Below are 15819 nucleotides of genomic sequence, written 5' to 3' on the forward strand. Positions count from 1 at the left end.
GATCGTGGACAGCACCATCGGGAAGGCCAGCCAGACGGCGGCCAGCGAGCAGAAGAACGCGACCATGAGCTGCACCAGCGTGAGAGCCGCGATGATCACCGCCCGCACCGCCGCCGCCCGTACCGGGTCCGGCAGGCGGGGTTTCGCATACATCTCTTTCACTCCCCCTTCACTGCACCTGATCCTCGCACGGTTCCCTGAACGTGTGCTGTGCCACAGACTTCGTACGTCCGGTGGGGCATCGACGGACAACTCAGGATGAGGCACCCTGGACTGCCTGTTCGGACGCTCATACATGCCTACGAGTTGCCGGCGCGTCAGTAGTAAGCTCACGCCGTTTGCTGTCGGTACACACCCCCGCGAGCTGGGGAGGACGTAGGGGAGGCCATGCGCTTTCGCGGGAAGTCCATCCGCCGGAAGATCGTGGTGCTGCTGTTGGTGCCGCTGGTCTCCCTGCTGTCCATCTGGGGCTTCGCGACCTACATCACCGCTACCGAGGCGAACAGTCTGCTGAGACTCGACGAGGTGTCCCACAAGATCGGCGAACCGGCCGAGGACACGGTCCGGGCCATCCAGCACGAGCGCCGCCAGATCATGATCCACATCGCCGACCCGCGCGGTGGGGCGAGCCTGTCGAAACTGCACGACCTCCAGCGGGCCACGGACCGCAAGGCCGCAGCGGTACGCCGCAACGCCTCGGACGGCGGCGAGAGCGCTCAACTCGGCGCGGACTCCAGGGCCCGGCTGCAGGACTTCCTGGAAGCACTGGACGGACTCAAGGGACTGCGGTCCCGCGTCGAGCACAACACCATCACCCGGGGCGGCGCCTTCCAGGCGTACAACGAACTCATCGACCACGCCTACGCGCTGGTCAACTCGCTCAGCGCCGTCGACGACGTGGACCTGGAGAAGGAGGGCCGCGCCCTCGTCGGCGTCAACCGCGCCGGCGAGTACCTCTCCCGGGAGGACGCGCTGATGGCCGCAGCGTACGCCGCCGGCCAGTTCACCCGCGGAGACCAGCGTGCGCTCTCCGACCGTGTCGCCGAGCGCAACATGAGCTACGAGACCAACCTCCCCACGCTGCCGGCAGAGGACCGGCAGCTGTTCGAGAACTACTGGAACGGCACCGCCGGCCGCACCCTGCGCAGCTACGAGGACGCCGTCATCGCCGCCGGACCGCGTACCGACGAGGGACCGGTCGGCGAGGAGCGCTGGCGCTCCGCCATCGACACGGCCCTGCACGACCTCCACGAGATGGGTGAGCAAGCGCACCAGCGGTTCCACGAGCGGATCGACCCCGTCGCCACCCGCGTGATCGTCCAGGCCGTGGCCGCGGGTGTGCTCGGCTTCCTCGCCGTACTGGCCTCCCTGGTCATCTCCATCCGCGTCGCCCGCAGCCTCGTCCGCGACCTCAACACACTGCGCAAGGAGGCCAACGAGGCGGCGGACGTGCGGCTGCCCAGCGTGATGCGCAGGCTGGCCGCCGGTGAGAAGGTGGACGTCGAGACCGAGGCTCCCCGGCTGGAGTACCCCGCCGACGAGATGGGCCAGGTCGGCCACGCCGTCAACACCCTCCAGCGGGCCGCCGTCGAAGCCGCCGTCAAACAGGCCGACATGCGCCGCGGCGTCTCCGAGGTCTTCGTCAACCTTGCCCGCCGCAACCAGGTGCTGCTGCACCGGCAGCTCACCCTCCTCGACGTGATGGAACGCCGCACCGAGGACGCGGACGAACTCGCCGACCTCTTCAAACTCGACCACCTCACCACCCGCATGCGGCGCCACGCCGAAGGTCTGGTCATCCTCTCGGGCGCGGCCCCCTCCCGGCAGTGGCGCAAGCCCGTACAGCTGATGGACGTCGTACGGGCGGCCGTCGCCGAGGTCGAGGACTACGAGCGGATCGAGGTGCGCAGGCTGCCCCGCCTCGCCGTCGACGGCAGCGCGGTGGCCGACCTGACGCACCTGATCGCCGAACTGCTGGAGAACGCCACGGTCTTCTCCCCGCCGCACACCGCCGTCCAAGTACTGGGAGAGCGGGTCGCCAACGGCTTCACCCTGGAGATCCACGACCGCGGTCTGGGTATGACGGCGGACGCGATGCTGGACGCCAATCTGCGGTTGGCCGAGACCCCCGAGTTCGAGCTGTCGGACACCGACCGGCTCGGCCTGTTCGTCGTCTCCCGGCTCGCCCAGCGCCAGGGCGTACGCGTCTCCCTGCAGCCCTCGCCCTACGGCGGCACCACCGCCGTCGTCCTGATCCCCGGCAGCGTACTGACCGAGACCCCCGGTCGGGACGACGACCAGGGCCGGCCGGGCCGCCCCGCCGTGGAGGCCGCCAAGCCCGGCAGGCCGCTCGACGGGCCCGTGGAGCTGGAGGCTCCGCTGGAGGACGACCCCGGCGCCTCGCCGAAGCGTCTCGGCGGGCGCCGCAGGGGCGAGCGGGAACCGGCGTCGGCCTCGGTGGCGCCAGCGGGCGAGCAGCACCAGCAGGCGCGGGACGAGGCCCCTCCCACGGCACGCGCCGACGCCGACGCCGACGCGAACTCCAGCACCGGCGCCCAGCCGGGCGGCGACAGCGATCCCGGTACCGGCGGGCCCAAGCCGCTGCCGCGGCGGCGGCCCGGCGCTCCGGTGCTGGTCTCCGACAACGGGCGCACGGTCGGTCCTGACCGTCAGGCTCCGGCCGAGCGCACGAGGGGCGACGGCCCCGCACCGCTGCCCCGCCGCAGGAAGCCCGGCACAGGCACCTCACCGGACTCGTCGGACTCACCCGGGTCACCGAGCTCCTCGGGCTCCCCGAACTCCTCGGGCTCGCCCGACTCACCCGGCGCACCGGGCTCGTCCGGCGCGGCACCGTCCGGCGCGGGCGGGCTGCCGCGCCGGGTCCGGCAGGCCAGCCTCGCGCCGCAGCTCAGGGCGGACACGCCGACCGTCGACACCCGCATGCCGCAGGAGCGGACGGACACCCAAGGATCCAGCACGCCGGACGTCGCCGACCGCGACGCCGACGAAGTGCGCAGCAAGATGGCCTCCCTCCAGCGCGGCTGGGAACGCGGCAGACGCGAGAGCGAACCGCAACACGACGCGGGGGAGACAGCACCAGGAACAACACCAGGAGGGGACGGTCGATGACCGCACCAGACGCCGCATCGCACAACGCTGGAGGCGGTGAGCTCAACTGGCTCCTCGACGAGCTGGTCCAGCGCGTCGGAAGCATCCGCAAGGCACTCGTGCTCTCCGGGGACGGCCTCGCCAGAGGTGCCTCGGAGGGACTCACCAGGGAGGACAGCGAGCACCTCGCGGCCGTCGCCTCCGGGTTCCACAGCCTCGCCAAGGGCGTCGGCCGCCACTTCGGCGCCGGCGGCGTACGGCAGACCGTGGTCGAACTGGAGGAGGCGTTCCTCTTCGTGACCGCCGCCGGTGACGGCAGTTGCCTGGCCGTGCTGGCGGATGCGGAGGCCGATGTCGGCCAGGTCGCCTACGAGATGACGCTCCTGGTCAAGCGGGTCGGGGCGCATCTGGGCACCCCGACGCGCAGCACACCGCCCGGCGGCGCCGGCTGAAGGGCGACGACGGGGCGGACAGGGCGACGTGACGAAGGAGTGAGGGGACGGGGCTGGCCATGACGGACCGCTGGTTCGACGAGGCGGCAGGACCCGTGGTGCGGCCGTACGCGATGACGCGCGGCCGCACCCGCAGCGGCGCCAAGGACGCGCAGCTCGACCTCATCGCCCTCGTCATCGCCGAGAAAGCGGGCGAGCCCGAGCCGGACGGCGCGACCGGCAGCGGGCTCCTGCCCGAGGAGGAGGACAAGCTCCTCGCCGACCATTCGCTGGTGCCCGAGCACCTCGATATCGTCGCCCTCTGCCGCAGCGCGCCGCTCTCGGTGGCGGAGGTGGCGGCCGAGCTCGACCTTCCCGTGGGGGTGGTACGCGTCCTGATCGGCGACCTGGTGGAAGCCGAACTGGTGCGCGTCACCCGCCCCGTCCCTCCGGCGGAGCTGCCGGACGAGAGCATCCTCAGAGAGGTGATCAATGGTCTTCGGGCGCTCTAAGCGGGGCGGCACCACGGCCCCGGCCGAACCGGTCACACTGAAGATCCTGGTGGCCGGGGGCTTCGGTGTCGGCAAGACGACGCTGGTGGGGTCGGTCAGTGAGATCAAGCCACTGCGCACCGAGGAGCTGCTGACCGAGGCCAGTCTCCCCGTGGACAGCCTCAAGGGAGTGGAGGCGAAGTCCACGACGACCGTCGCCATGGACTTCGGCCGTATCACCATCAACGACGGGCTCGTCCTGTACCTGTTCGGCACCCCGGGCCAGGACCGGTTCTGGTTTCTGTGGGACGAACTGGCGACCGGTGCGCTCGGCGCCGTGGTGCTCGCCGACACCAGACGGCTGGAGAACAGCTTCGCCGCCATCGACTACTTCGAGCGGCGCGGCATCCCCTTCACGGTGGCGGTCAACTGTTTCGACGACGCCGAGCGGTACCCCGCCGAGACCATCCGTGAAGCCCTCGACCTCGACGGGGCGATACCCGTGATGCTGTGCGACGCGCGGGTGCGCGAGTCCGCGCGGGACGTACTCATCTCGGTGGTCGAGCACGCCATGCGGAACGCTGCGCGGGCGCCCGCCGATATGTAGGGGTCGACGGGGCGCGTGCTCCGGCTCTCAGTCGGACTTCTCCCAGCCGAAGCTGCGCTCGACGGCCTTGTGCCAGTTGGCGTACTCGCGGTCGCGCTCCTCCTCGCTCATCGACGGCGTCCACTCTGCGTCCCGCTTCCAGTGGGCACGCAGCTCGTCCAGATCGGACCAGACGCCGGTGGCCAGCCCGGCGGCGTAGGCGGCGCCCAGGCAGGTCGTCTCGGCGACCACCGGGCGGATCACCGGCACGCCGAGCACATCGGCCTGGTGCTGCATCAGCAGGCTGTTGGCCGTCATACCGCCGTCCACCTTCAGCGTGGTGATCTCCACCCCGCTGTCCTGGTACATCGCGTCGACGACCTCCCGGGTCTGCCAGCTCGTCGCCTCCAGCACGGCCCGCGCCAGGTGCGCCTTGGTCACATACCGGGTCAGCCCGGCGATGACGCCCCGGGCGTCCGAACGCCAGTACGGAGCGAAGAGGCCGGAGAACGCCGGCACGATATAGGCCCCGCCGTTGTCCTCGACGCTGGCCGCCAGCGGCTCGATCTCCGAGGCGTCGTTGATGATGCCCAACTGGTCGCGGAACCACTGCACCAGGGCTCCGGTGATGGCGATCGACCCCTCCAGGCAGTAGACGGGAGGCTCGTCGCCCAGCCGGTAGCCCATCGTGGTCACCAGCCCGTGCTTGCTGGGCACCGGTCGGTTCCCGGTGTTCAGCAGCAGGAAGGAGCCGGTGCCGTAGGTGTTCTTGGCCTCGCCGACTCCATAGCACGTCTGTCCGAAGACGGCAGCCTGCTGGTCACCCAGCGCGGAGGCCACCGGCACCCCGGCCAGCTGTCCCACACCCGTGCCGTAAACCTCCGAGGAGGACCTGATCTCCGGCAGCACGGCGGCGGGCACGTTCATCGCGTCCAGCACCGACTGGTCCCACTCCTGGGACTCCAGGTTCATCAGCATGGTGCGGGAGGCGTTGGTGACATCGGTGACGTGCCGTCCGCCGTCGGTTCCCCCCGTCAGGTTCCAGATCAGCCAGGAGTCCATGGTGCCGAACGCGATCTCGCCCCTCTCGGCGCGCTGCCGCAGCCCCGGCACGTTGTCCAGCAGCCAGGCGACCTTCGGCCCGGCGAAGTAGCTGGCCAGCGGAAGGCCCGTACGGTCACGGAAGCGGTCCTGGCCCACCTCGCCGCCCAGCTCGGTGCAGAGCGCCGCGGTGCGGGTGTCCTGCCAGACGATGGCGTTGTGCACCGGCTCGCCCGTCGCCCGGTCCCACAGCACCGTCGTCTCACGCTGGTTGGTGATGCCGATGGCGGTCAGCTGGTCGGCGCGCAGCCCAGCCCGCTCCAGAGCACCGCCGACCACGGCCTGGACCTTCGTCCAGATCTCGCTCGCGTCGTGCTCCACCCAGCCCGGCTTGGGGAAGATCTGGCGGTGCTCCTGCTGGTCGACGGCGACGATCCCGCCCTGCTGGTCGAAGACGATGCAGCGGCTGGAGGTGGTGCCCTGGTCGATGGCAGCGACGTACTTGTCCGTCATGGTTTGACGACCCCTCGATAGGTGCGTTCGGACGTCACGATCAGAATGCGGCCTTGCGGAGCAGCACGCCGAAGCCCCGCCGGGCAGAGCCTTCAGGCCCCGCCGATCGGCGGCTCCACCCGGCATGACGGCGGTGCCCGCGACGAGCGTGACGGCAGTGTTCAGCCCAGCTGAGAGGCAGTCAAGGCCGGGCGCACAACCGGACTGTCGTGCCCCCCTGTGCGACGCTCCTGTCGCGACTGTCACCGAGGTGTCACCAGATCCTCACGTCCCCGTACGTCCCGCCGAACACGCGAACCGTCCCCGGGAGGCGGGCGTCCACACTGAACAGAACGGCGGCACGGGACCGACGGGGGTGATCCCGAGCCGCCGTTCTCCTGCTTCTCCTCCCGCTCTGCCGCCGTCCTCTCCGTCGAAGCAGGAGGCCCGGTCTCTGGTGGAGGCCCGGGGGCCCCTGATAGAGGAGAGGGGCATGAGACGTATCCGCACCGCACCCCACGCCCCGCTCGCCGCTGCCGCCGTCCTCCTCGCCCTCGCAGCCGCCCCCGCCCCCGCACAGGCGGCGTCGGAACAGGGGCAGGGGCAGGGACAGGGTCACGAACCCAAGGCGCCCCGGGAGTTCGTCGCCCTCCACGACGTGGCGCCGACCATCCGCCAGGACATCCGCTACTTCACCGCGCACAACTTCGTCGGCGAGCCCATCGACGGCTACCGGCAGCCGATGTGCATCGTCACCAAGGACACCGCCAAGGCGCTCGCCAGGGCCCAGCGCTCGCTGCTCGCCCGCGGCTACACCCTCAAGGTGTACGACTGCTACCGGCCGCAGCGCGCCGTCGACCACTTCGTCCGCTGGGCCAAGGACCTGGACGACCAGAAGATGAAGACCGAGTTCTACCCGCGGGTCGACAAGAACCGGCTCTTCGAGGACGGCTACATCGCGGAGAAGTCCGGGCACAGCCGCGGCAGCACCGTCGACATCACCGTCGCCGAGCTGCCCGCACGGCCCACCCGTCCCTACCACCCCGGTGAACCGCTGGTGCCGTGCTACGCGCCCAGGGAGGAGCGGTTCCCCGACAACTCCGTGGACACCGGCACCGGCTTCGACTGCTTCGACACCCTCTCGCACACCGACGACCCCCGCATCACCGGGAAACAGCGCGCCAACCGGCAACTGCTGAAGACCACCTTGGAGCGCGAGGGCTTCAGCAACCTGCCCGAGGAGTGGTGGCACTTCACCCACAAGCCGGAGACCTTCCCCGACACCTACTTCGACTTCCCCGTCTCCCGGCACTCGCTGACTTCCCACCGCTGAGGCCACCTGGCCACCGGAGCCGCCTCGGGCCAAAGCGCGAACGGGGCTCCGGTGGCCGGACCATTGGCGCTAGGTTGAGGCGGAACCAACCTCCGGACAGCCACCCACCGGGAAGCCCGGCACAGTCACCGACCGACCAGGGGAGCCAGCCATGACGGACCGCATGGAACGAGCACAGCAGCTCGCGACGCAGATCGACACCACGGTCCCGCACTCCGCGCGGATCTGGAACTACCTCCTGGGCGGCAAGGACCACTACGCCGTCGACCGCGAGGCAGGCGACAAGGTCTGCGAGGTCTTCCCCGGGATGGTCGACATCACCCGCCACTCGCGGGCCTTCATCGGCCGCGTCGTTCGCCACCTGGCGGCCGAGGAGGGCATCAGGCAGTTCCTCGACATCGGCACCGGCCTGCCCACCGTCGACAACACGCACGAGATCGCCCAACGGGTGGCTCCCGAGTGCCGCATCGTCTACGTCGACAACGACCCCCTCGTCCTCGCACACGCGCAGGCCCTGCTCACCAGCACCCCCGAGGGCGCCACCAGCTACCTGCACGCCGACGTACGCGACCCGGCCGGCATCCTCGCAGCCGCCGCCGACACCCTCGACTTCGACCAGCCCGTCGGGCTGATGCTGATGGGAGTCCTCGGCCTGGTCGGTGACTACGACCAGGCGTGTGCCGTGACCCGCGAGCTGCTGGACGCACTGCCGCCCGGCAGCTACCTCGGCTACAACGACGGCAGCACGACCGACCCCGCCTATGTGGAGGCCATCCGCCGCTTCAACCAGCGCAGCGGCGCCGTGCCCTACACCCCGCGCACCCCGGAACAGATGGCCGGTTTCTTCGAGGGACTGGAGCTGCTGGAGCCCGGCATCGTCTCCGTCCCGCACTGGCGCCCCGAGGCGCTGCCGTTCGGCGAACCGCCCAAGGTCGCCGCCTACGGTGGAGTCGGCCGCAAGAGCTGACAGCGGCGGCCACAGCGCGGCGCCCCGGCCGGGCCACCGCCCGCGCGGACCGGCCGGGCTACCACGCGGGGTGACCGGCGGGCCGGCGCACGCGTACCGGGTGCTCGACGGCTCCGCCGCCGTCCCGCTCCACCACGACGCCGTCCCGCCCCTGCCGCACCGTGAACCGCTCGGCGGCCGGCCTGTCCCATCCGTCGCCCGGATCGGGAATCAGCAGCCCATGACCTGTACGGCCCGGTGCGGGCGGCCACACCTCCAGCTGCGTGCGCCCGCCCGCGCCCCGCACCGGCACGGCACAGCCAGCGCGGGCCAGCACCGGAACCCGCCCCAACGGCGCCGCCACCCGCACGGTCGCCGGACCGGTGAAGCCGCGCCCGGACCCGGTGTCGTACCAGCGGCCCGCGGGCAGCCGCACCGTACGCGACCGGGCGCCCGGCTCCAGCACCGGCGCGACCAGCAGGGCGTCGCCCAGCAGGAACGCGTCCTCACAGTCCCGCAGCGCCCGGTCCCGCGGATGCTGCCACCACACCGGCCGCACATACGGCGCGCCGGTGCGGTGCGCGAGCTGGGCCAGCGTCATCAGATACGGCAGCAGCCGCTCCCGCTCCGCCGAGGCGGCACGCGCGTGCTCCAGCACCTCCTCGCCGAACTCCCACGCAGCACCGCCCGCCCGCCCCGTTGTGTGCGTACGGAAGAGCGGCAGATACGCGGCCAGTTGGAACCAGCGCACGAACAGCTCGCCAGAGGGCCGCCCGGTGTGACCGCCGACGTCCGGCCCCGCGTACGGCACTCCGCACAGCCCCAGACCCAGCACCAGCGACAGCGTGGCCCGCAGACCGGCCCAGCCGGTCTCCAGCTCGGCGGCGCCACTCCCGCCGTACCGCTGGATGCCTGCCCACCCCGCGCGGCCCAGTACGAACGGACGCTCCTGGGGACGCAGCTCCCGCAGCCCGGCGTAGCCGGCCTTCGCCATGGCCAGCGCGTAGACGTTGTGCCCCTCGCGGTGGTCGCCGCCCCGGCCCTCCATCGCGTGCCGCGCCGAGCGTGGCAGCGTCCGGTCGCCGAAGGCGCACAGCGACGCCGGCTCGTCACCCGAGTGCCACACCCCGGCGAAACCCTGCTCCAGTGGCTCCGCGTACAGCGCACCCCACCACTTGCGAACCCGCCGGTCGGTGAAGTCGGGGAAGACCACATCACCCCAGGGCGCCCCGCCCAGCACCGCGCGCTCCCGTGCGTCCCGTACGAACAGACCGGCCGCGCTGCCGCTGTCGAACACCGGGCTGCCCGGCTCGGCCCGCACACCAGGTGCCACCACCGAGACCAACCGCACCCCGGCCGCCCACGGCCGGGCCCCCGCGGATGCCTCCCCCGTGAAGCCGCGGCCGCTCCGATCGTGCGTGGCGTCCAGCTGCAGCGCGCGCAGCGGCAGCCCCCGCTCACGGTGGCCCTCCGCGATCCGCCGTGCTTCCGGCTCCCCGGCGGCTCCCCGGTGCGCGTGCTGGTGCCCCAGCGCCCAGCGGGGCGGTACGGCCGGAGCCCCGGTCAGCGCCGCCCAGCCGTGCAGCACCCGCGACGGCGCCCCGGCCACCACCCAGTACCGCGTCGGCCCGCCACTCATCCGCACCTCGCACCGCGCGGGCCTGTCATGGCCGGAGCCCCGCCCCTCGGCCCCCTCCCGCACGGTCACCGAACCGTCCCAGGAGTTGTCGTGGAAGACGAGCAGCGTGCCCGCGTCCGCCACGCTCACCAGCACCGGCATGGTGACCGACAACGGATCGGTACCCGGACCGCACGGACCCGCTTCGGTGTTCCACAGCCGATAGGTGCCCGCCCGCAGCCGGGGCCCCATCGCCCGGCCGCCCAGCCCGAAAAACCGTACGTCCGGCGGCAGTTGCGAGCGCTGCATCCACCGCGGGCCGCCCCCGGTCCCGGCTCCGCCCTCCGGCTCGTCCGCGCACTCCCACCACCGGGGCGGCTGATCGCGGCGCAGCAGAGCGCCGCCCGGCGTACGCATCTCCACGGCACCCCGCCGGGAGACGATCACCAGCATCCGCTCGGAGACCACCCGCCAGCCGCCGTCCTTGTCCGGCTCCAGCCGCGCTCGCGGGTCGGGCTCAGGACCTCCACCCGCCAGCGCGTACGACGGCTCGGGCTCCGCGCCGTCCCACCCGAGGAACACCGCACCGCCCGCCGTCACCCGCACCTCGAGCACCGACCGGGCGAAATCCACCCGCCCGCCGCCGGGCCCCGGCTCCGCGCCCGTCGCCTCACCCGGTGCCCGCGCCCGCTCCGTACGCTGCTGCGGCAGCTCCGCCGCGTCGGCCCGCCGTCTGCGCCAGGCAGCCCGCAGAGCCAGCACCCTCTGCCCCCTACCGACCACCGTCATCGACCGCACCAGGCCCCGCCCGTCCATGCTGCTCAGCCTGCCATCGGCGACCGGCCGCGTCAGGGCTGTTCAATGGCCGTTCACCTGGTGGTCACCCCGGTCCCTGGGCGCCGCGCACACTCCACACCGCCGCGCTGTGTGACTCCTGCCCTGGCACAACCGGTGATCACATGGCATCGTCCCGCGCGAAGGGACGCGACGACGCGTACAGGACGTCAGGGAGCCGCCATGACTGCAGCCGACAGAACCGCTCAGACCCCGCAGTCCTCCACGTCTGCGCAGCCTGCGCCACTCTGGCGGCCCGACCCCGGCGACTTCCCCTCGGCCCGCCTCACCCGGTTCCAGGACTGGGCAGCCCGCCACCACGGAGCGCCGGCCCCCGACCCGGCCGATCCCATCGCCTCGTACGCGGCCCTGCACCGCTGGTCCACCGAGCACCTGGCCACCTTCTGGGGCGCGTTCGCCGAGTGGTCCGGCATCCGCTTCACCACCCCGTACGAGACCGTCCTCGCCGACAAGCGGATGCCCGGCGCCCAGTGGTTCCCCGGTGCGACCCTCAACTACGCCGAACACGCACTGCGCCCGGCCGAAGACCCTGCACGTGCCACCGAACCGGCGCTCCTGCACGTCGACGAGACCCACGAGCCCACCCCGGTCAGCTGGACCGAACTGCGCGCCCAGGTCGCCTCCCTCGCCCAGGAGCTGCGCCGCCTCGGCGTCCGCCCCGGCGACCGGATCAGCGGCTACCTGCCCAACATCCCCCAGGCGGCCGTCGCGCTGCTGGCCACCGCAGCGGTCGGCGGCGTATGGACCTCCTGCGCCCCCGACTTCGGCGCCCGCAGCGTCCTGGACCGCTTCCAGCAGGTCGAACCGGTCGTACTGTTCACCGTCGACGGCTACCGCTACGGCGGCAAGGAACACGACCGCCGCGAGACCGTGGCCGAACTCCGCTCCGCGCTGCCCACCCTCCGCGCCGTCGTCCACGTACCGCTGCTGGGCACCCCGGCGCCCGAGGGCGCACTGGAGTGGGCCGCCCTGACCGCACAGGACGCAGAACCCCACTACGAGCAGGTGTCCTTCGACCACCCGCTGTGGGTCCTCTACTCCTCCGGCACCACAGGACTGCCCAAGGCGATCGTCCAGTCCCAGGGCGGCATCCTGGTCGAACACCTCAAGCAGCTCACCCTGCACAACGACATGGGGCCCGGCGACCGGTTCTTCTGGTTCACCTCAACCGGCTGGATGATGTGGAACCTGCTGATCTCCGGGCTGCTGACCGGCGCCACGGTCGTCACCTACGACGGCAGCCCCGGCTACCCAGACACAGCAGCGCAGTGGCGCGTCGCCGAACGCACCGGCACCACCATCTACGGCACCTCCGCCGCCTACATCATGGCTTGCCGCAAGGCCGACGTGCACCCCGCGCGCGACTTCGACCTCTCCCGCGTCAAGTGCGTGGCCACCACCGGCTCCCCGCTGCCACCCGACGGGTTCCGCTGGATCCACGACGAGGTCTCGCCCGACATGTGGATCGCCTCCGTCAGCGGCGGCACCGACGTGTGCAGCTGCTTCGCCGGGGCCGTCCCCACGCTCCCCGTCCACACCGGGGAACTCCAGGCACCCTCCCTCGCCACCGACCTGGCCTCCTGGGACCCGCACGGCAAGCCACTGGTGGACGAGGTCGGCGAGCTGGTCGTCACCCAGCCGATGCCCTCCATGCCGGTCCGCTTCTGGAACGACCCCGACGGCACCCGCTACCACGACAGCTACTTCGACACGTATCCCGGCGTCTGGCGGCACGGCGACTGGATCACCCTCACCAGCCGCAACACCGTCATCATCCACGGTCGCTCCGACTCCACCCTCAACCGGCAGGGCGTCCGGATGGGATCCGCGGACATCTACGAGGCCGTCGAACGCCTCCCCGAGATCCGCGAATCCCTCGTCATCGGTGTCGAACAGTCCGACGGCGGCTACTGGATGCCGCTCTTCGTCCACCTCGCCGAAGGCGCCGTTCTGGACGACGCACTCCGCGACCGCGTCAAGCAGACCATCCGGCAGAGCCTGTCGCCCCGCCACGTGCCCGACGAGATCATCGAGATCCCCGCAGTCCCGCACACCCTCACCGGCAAGCGCCTGGAAGTGCCCGTCAAACGGCTCCTCCAGGGCGCCGCCATGGAGAAGGCCGTCAACCCCGGCTCCGTGGACAACGCGGAACTGCTCCGCTTCTACGAACAACTCGCCCGCGAGCGCGGCTGACCGGCAATCGAGTACGGCTGACCGGCAATCGGCCGAGCACTGAGGGCCGCCCCGCAACAGCGGAGCGGCCCTCACCGCGTCAGTCGTACGACCGGATCACTCCCCGGACAGCACCGCCTGCGCGGCAGCACGCGCGTCCGGACCGCTGTCCGCGGCACGCGCGGCAGCCGCCGCCCGCTCGCACTGCGCCATGGTGTGCTTGGCCAGCTGGGCCCGTACGAACGGAATCGCCGAAGCCCCCATCGACAGGCTGGTCACCCCGAGGCCCGCCAGCACACACGCCAGCAGCGGATCGGAAGCGGCCTCACCGCACACGCCGCAGCTCTTGCCCTCCGCCTTGGCGGCCTCCGCCGAGAGAGCCACCAGGTCCAGCAGCGCCGGCTGCCACGGGTCCTGCAGCCGCGAGACGGCACCGACCTGCCGGTCGGCCGCGAAGGTGTACTGCGCCAGGTCGTTGGTCCCCAGCGACAGGAACTCCACCTCCTGCAGGACCGAACGCGCCCGCAGCGCAGCCGACGGCACCTCCACCATCGCGCCGAACTTCGCGCTCAGCCCCGCCTCCCGGCAAGCGTCGGCGAACGCCCGCGCATCGGTCCTGTCCGCCACCATCGGCGCCATGACCTCGAGATAGACCGGCAGCCCCTCGGCCGCCTTCGCCAGCGCCCGAAGCTGCCCCTGCAGCACCTCCGGATGGTCCAGCAGCGTCCGCAGCCCGCGCACCCCGAGGGCGGGGTTCGGCTCGTCGGCCGGCGTCAGGAAACTCAGCGGTTTGTCGGCGCCCGCGTCCAGCACGCGCACCACGACACGCCCCTCCGGGAACGCCTCCAGCACCTGCCGGTACGCCTCGACCTGCTTCTCCTCCGACGGCGCCCGCTCACTGTCGTCCAGGAACAGGAACTCCGTACGGAACAGCCCCACGCCCTCGGCACCGGCCTCCACGGCAGCCGGCACATCGGCCGGACCACCCACGTTCGCCAGCAGCGGCACCTTGTGACCGTCCGAGGTCGCGCCCGGACCCTTGGCCGCCTCCACGGCGGCCTTGCGCTCGTCGGCCGCCCGCGCCAGCTCATCACGCTCGGCGTCGGTCGGGTTCACCATGACCTCACCGGTGCTGCCGTCCACCGCGATGACCGTGCCCTCCGCGAGCTCGCCCGCGCCGGGCAGCGCCACCACGGCGGGCACGCCCAGCGCCCGCGCGAGAATCGCGCTGTGACTGGTGGGCCCGCCCTCCTCGGTCACAAAGCCCAGCACCAGAGAGGGGTCCAGCAGCGCCGTGTCGGCCGGCGCCAGATCGCGCGCGATCAGTACATACGGGCGGTCGCTGTCCGGCACCCCCGGCATCGGGACGCCCAGCAGCCGGGCGACGATACGGTTGCGCACGTCGTCCAGGTCCGCCACTCGCCCGGCCAGGTAGTCACCGGCCTGGGCCAGCAGCGCGCGATACGCGGCGAAAGCGTCGTAGACCGCACGCTCGGCCGTGCTGCCCACGGCGATCCGACGCTCCACATCGGCCATCAGTTCGGGATCCTGCGCCATCATGGCCTGTGCCTCCAGCACGGCCTGCGCCTCACCGCCGGCGAGATTTCCGCGGGCGACCAGGTCCGCGGCGACGGCCTCCACCGCCTGCCGCGCACGCTGCTGCTCGCGGGGCGCCTCATCGGCGGCGATCTGCTTTGCCGGGGGCTCGAGCACGGCCGTGCCCATGTGCCGCGCCTCGCCGATCGCCACCCCGTGGCTCACGCCCACGCCTCGAAGCGTTGTGTCCATCTCACCCGTCTCCGCTCGGCGGCGGCCAGTGACCACCGCAGTCGTTTCCGCCCGGCCCGGGCACGCGCAGCGGGGGCTCCCGATGGCGCGTGGGGGATGACAAAAGGGAGCGGGCCGGGCCCGTACGTCAGCTCCAGCCGAAGAGCGCCTGTCCGCGCTCGACGTCCCCGTCCTCCAGCACATCACCGAGCGCTTCGGCAGTGGCCTCCAGCGCGATGACCGGGGAGATGGGGGACTTCCCCTTCTCCTCCACGGCCGCCGGGTCCCAGCGCACCACCGGCTGTCCTCGGGTGACGGTGTCTCCCTTCGCGGCCAGGAGCTCGAAACCCTCCCCGTTCAACTGAACGGTGTCGATGCCCAGGTGCGTGAGCACACCGTGCCCCTCGGAGTCCACCACCACGAACGCGTGCGGGTGCAGTGAGACGACGATTCCGTCGACAGGCGCCACGGCCTCCGTGCGCTCCCGCACGGGGTCGACGGCGGTACCGGGGCCCACCATCGCCCCGGAGAACACCGGATCAGGCACAGCGGCCAAGCCGATGGCGCGTCCGGTCAGCGGGGACGACACGGTGGTCATGGGGACCTCCCAAAGGCGGAGTCTCGATCAGCCGCCGTCGCTACCTGTTCAGGACGGCGCACCGTGCAGAAGCGTAAGTCATAGGAACTTCCCCTTCCGCAAGAGGCGCGGCCGGGCCACTACCCACCGTCGTGCCTCGTCGGCGCGCTGTTGCGGCAGTGTCCGGACGGCGGTGGGGCGTGCCGGTGGCGTCGGAGCCACAGAACCGATTTGCCTCTGCCGTGAGGCCCGCTGTACTGTCGTATGCCTGCCGGGCACAGAGAGTGTCGGCAGCACCTCTCACTACCAACTGATTTCGGTCCGCCGATCATCGCGCTTCGGCGCGGAGCGGTTTCCGAGCATCGAAATCACGGTGGTAGGCTTGGGAAGAAGCAAAAGGGG

General features: G+C 71.7%; 11 protein-coding genes. 7 read left to right on the forward strand and 4 right to left on the reverse strand.

The annotated features are described in order from the left end of the window. The first annotated feature begins 387 nt into the window (after positions 1-387). From JW592_RS20660 to JW592_RS20675, 4 genes are read left to right on the forward strand one after another with little or no spacing between them, the layout of a single operon-like run. On the forward strand, positions 388-3129 hold the full coding sequence (locus JW592_RS20660) for a nitrate- and nitrite sensing domain-containing protein (RefSeq protein ID WP_209266659.1): 2742 nt from the start codon (positions 388-390) through the stop codon (positions 3127-3129). Further along, on the forward strand, positions 3126-3560 hold the full coding sequence (locus JW592_RS20665) for a roadblock/LC7 domain-containing protein (protein ID WP_209266660.1): 435 nt from the start codon (positions 3126-3128) through the stop codon (positions 3558-3560). Before JW592_RS20660 ends, JW592_RS20665 begins: the two co-directional genes overlap by 4 nt. A 59-nt stretch (positions 3561-3619) precedes the next feature. After that, positions 3620-4051 (forward strand): DUF742 domain-containing protein, encoded by a 432-nt coding sequence (locus JW592_RS20670; protein WP_209266661.1) that lies wholly within the window; start codon positions 3620-3622, stop codon positions 4049-4051. Further along, positions 4032-4637 (forward strand): GTP-binding protein, encoded by a 606-nt coding sequence (locus tag JW592_RS20675; RefSeq protein WP_209266662.1) that lies wholly within the window; start codon positions 4032-4034, stop codon positions 4635-4637. The genes JW592_RS20670 and JW592_RS20675 overlap by 20 nt, the downstream gene beginning before the upstream one ends. Positions 4638-4664: 27 nt before the next feature. On the opposite strand, the gene glpK is transcribed toward JW592_RS20675, so the two are convergent. Continuing rightward, on the reverse strand, positions 4665-6170 hold the full coding sequence (gene glpK, locus JW592_RS20680; protein ID WP_209266663.1) for a glycerol kinase GlpK: 1506 nt from the start codon (positions 6168-6170) through the stop codon (positions 4665-4667). Positions 6171-6642: 472 nt separating this feature from the next. Between glpK and JW592_RS20685 the strand changes: the two genes are divergently transcribed. Continuing rightward, positions 6643-7482, forward strand: a complete 840-nt coding sequence (locus JW592_RS20685) for a M15 family metallopeptidase (RefSeq protein ID WP_209266664.1) — start codon at positions 6643-6645, stop codon at positions 7480-7482. Positions 7483-7633: 151 nt separating this feature from the next. Next, positions 7634-8449: an SAM-dependent methyltransferase gene (locus tag JW592_RS20690; RefSeq protein WP_209266665.1), complete on the forward strand. Its 816-nt coding sequence runs from the start codon at positions 7634-7636 to the stop codon at positions 8447-8449. Positions 8450-8507: 58 nt separating this feature from the next. Here JW592_RS20690 and JW592_RS20695 read toward each other — a convergent pair whose 3' ends face one another. Beyond that, positions 8508-10862: a glycoside hydrolase family 31 protein gene (locus tag JW592_RS20695; protein WP_209266666.1), complete on the reverse strand. Its 2355-nt coding sequence runs from the start codon at positions 10860-10862 to the stop codon at positions 8508-8510. Positions 10863-11063: 201 nt separating this feature from the next. Here JW592_RS20695 and JW592_RS20700 point away from each other — a divergent pair, with 201 nt between their 5' ends. Then, positions 11064-13094 (forward strand): acetoacetate--CoA ligase, encoded by a 2031-nt coding sequence (locus tag JW592_RS20700; RefSeq protein WP_209266667.1) that lies wholly within the window; start codon positions 11064-11066, stop codon positions 13092-13094. A 96-nt stretch (positions 13095-13190) separates the two neighbouring features. Here the strand turns inward: JW592_RS20700 and ptsP are convergent, their stop codons facing one another. Then, complete coding sequence (ptsP, locus tag JW592_RS20705; protein WP_209266668.1) at positions 13191-14861, reverse strand: phosphoenolpyruvate--protein phosphotransferase; 1671 nt, start codon at positions 14859-14861, stop codon at positions 13191-13193. Positions 14862-14988: 127 nt separating this feature from the next. After that, positions 14989-15438: a PTS sugar transporter subunit IIA gene (locus JW592_RS20710; RefSeq protein ID WP_099878389.1), complete on the reverse strand. Its 450-nt coding sequence runs from the start codon at positions 15436-15438 to the stop codon at positions 14989-14991. Between the last annotated feature and the right edge of the window lie 381 nt (positions 15439-15819).

This window comes from Streptomyces spirodelae (assembly GCF_017676385.1).
GTDB classification, from domain to species: Bacteria; Actinomycetota; Actinomycetes; order Streptomycetales; family Streptomycetaceae; genus Streptomyces; species Streptomyces spirodelae.

Bases quoted from the DNA above. Each gene is read 5' to 3' on its own strand.
- JW592_RS20660 (WP_209266659.1), top strand. From the start codon at position 388: ATGCGCTTTCGCGGGAAGTCCATCCGCCGGAAGATCGTGGTGCTGCTG.
- JW592_RS20695 (WP_209266666.1), bottom strand. From the start codon at position 10,862: ATGGACGGGCGGGGCCTGGTGCGGTCGATGACGGTGGTCGGTAGGGGG.
- ptsP (WP_209266668.1), bottom strand. From the start codon at position 14,861: ATGGACACAACGCTTCGAGGCGTGGGCGTGAGCCACGGGGTGGCGATC.
- JW592_RS20685 (WP_209266664.1), top strand. From the start codon at position 6,643: ATGAGACGTATCCGCACCGCACCCCACGCCCCGCTCGCCGCTGCCGCC.
- JW592_RS20665 (WP_209266660.1), top strand. From the start codon at position 3,126: ATGACCGCACCAGACGCCGCATCGCACAACGCTGGAGGCGGTGAGCTC.
- JW592_RS20675 (WP_209266662.1), top strand. From the start codon at position 4,032: ATGGTCTTCGGGCGCTCTAAGCGGGGCGGCACCACGGCCCCGGCCGAA.
- JW592_RS20700 (WP_209266667.1), top strand. From the start codon at position 11,064: ATGACTGCAGCCGACAGAACCGCTCAGACCCCGCAGTCCTCCACGTCT.
- JW592_RS20710 (WP_099878389.1), bottom strand. From the start codon at position 15,438: ATGACCACCGTGTCGTCCCCGCTGACCGGACGCGCCATCGGCTTGGCC.
- glpK (WP_209266663.1), bottom strand. From the start codon at position 6,170: ATGACGGACAAGTACGTCGCTGCCATCGACCAGGGCACCACCTCCAGC.
- JW592_RS20670 (WP_209266661.1), top strand. From the start codon at position 3,620: ATGACGGACCGCTGGTTCGACGAGGCGGCAGGACCCGTGGTGCGGCCG.
- JW592_RS20690 (WP_209266665.1), top strand. From the start codon at position 7,634: ATGACGGACCGCATGGAACGAGCACAGCAGCTCGCGACGCAGATCGAC.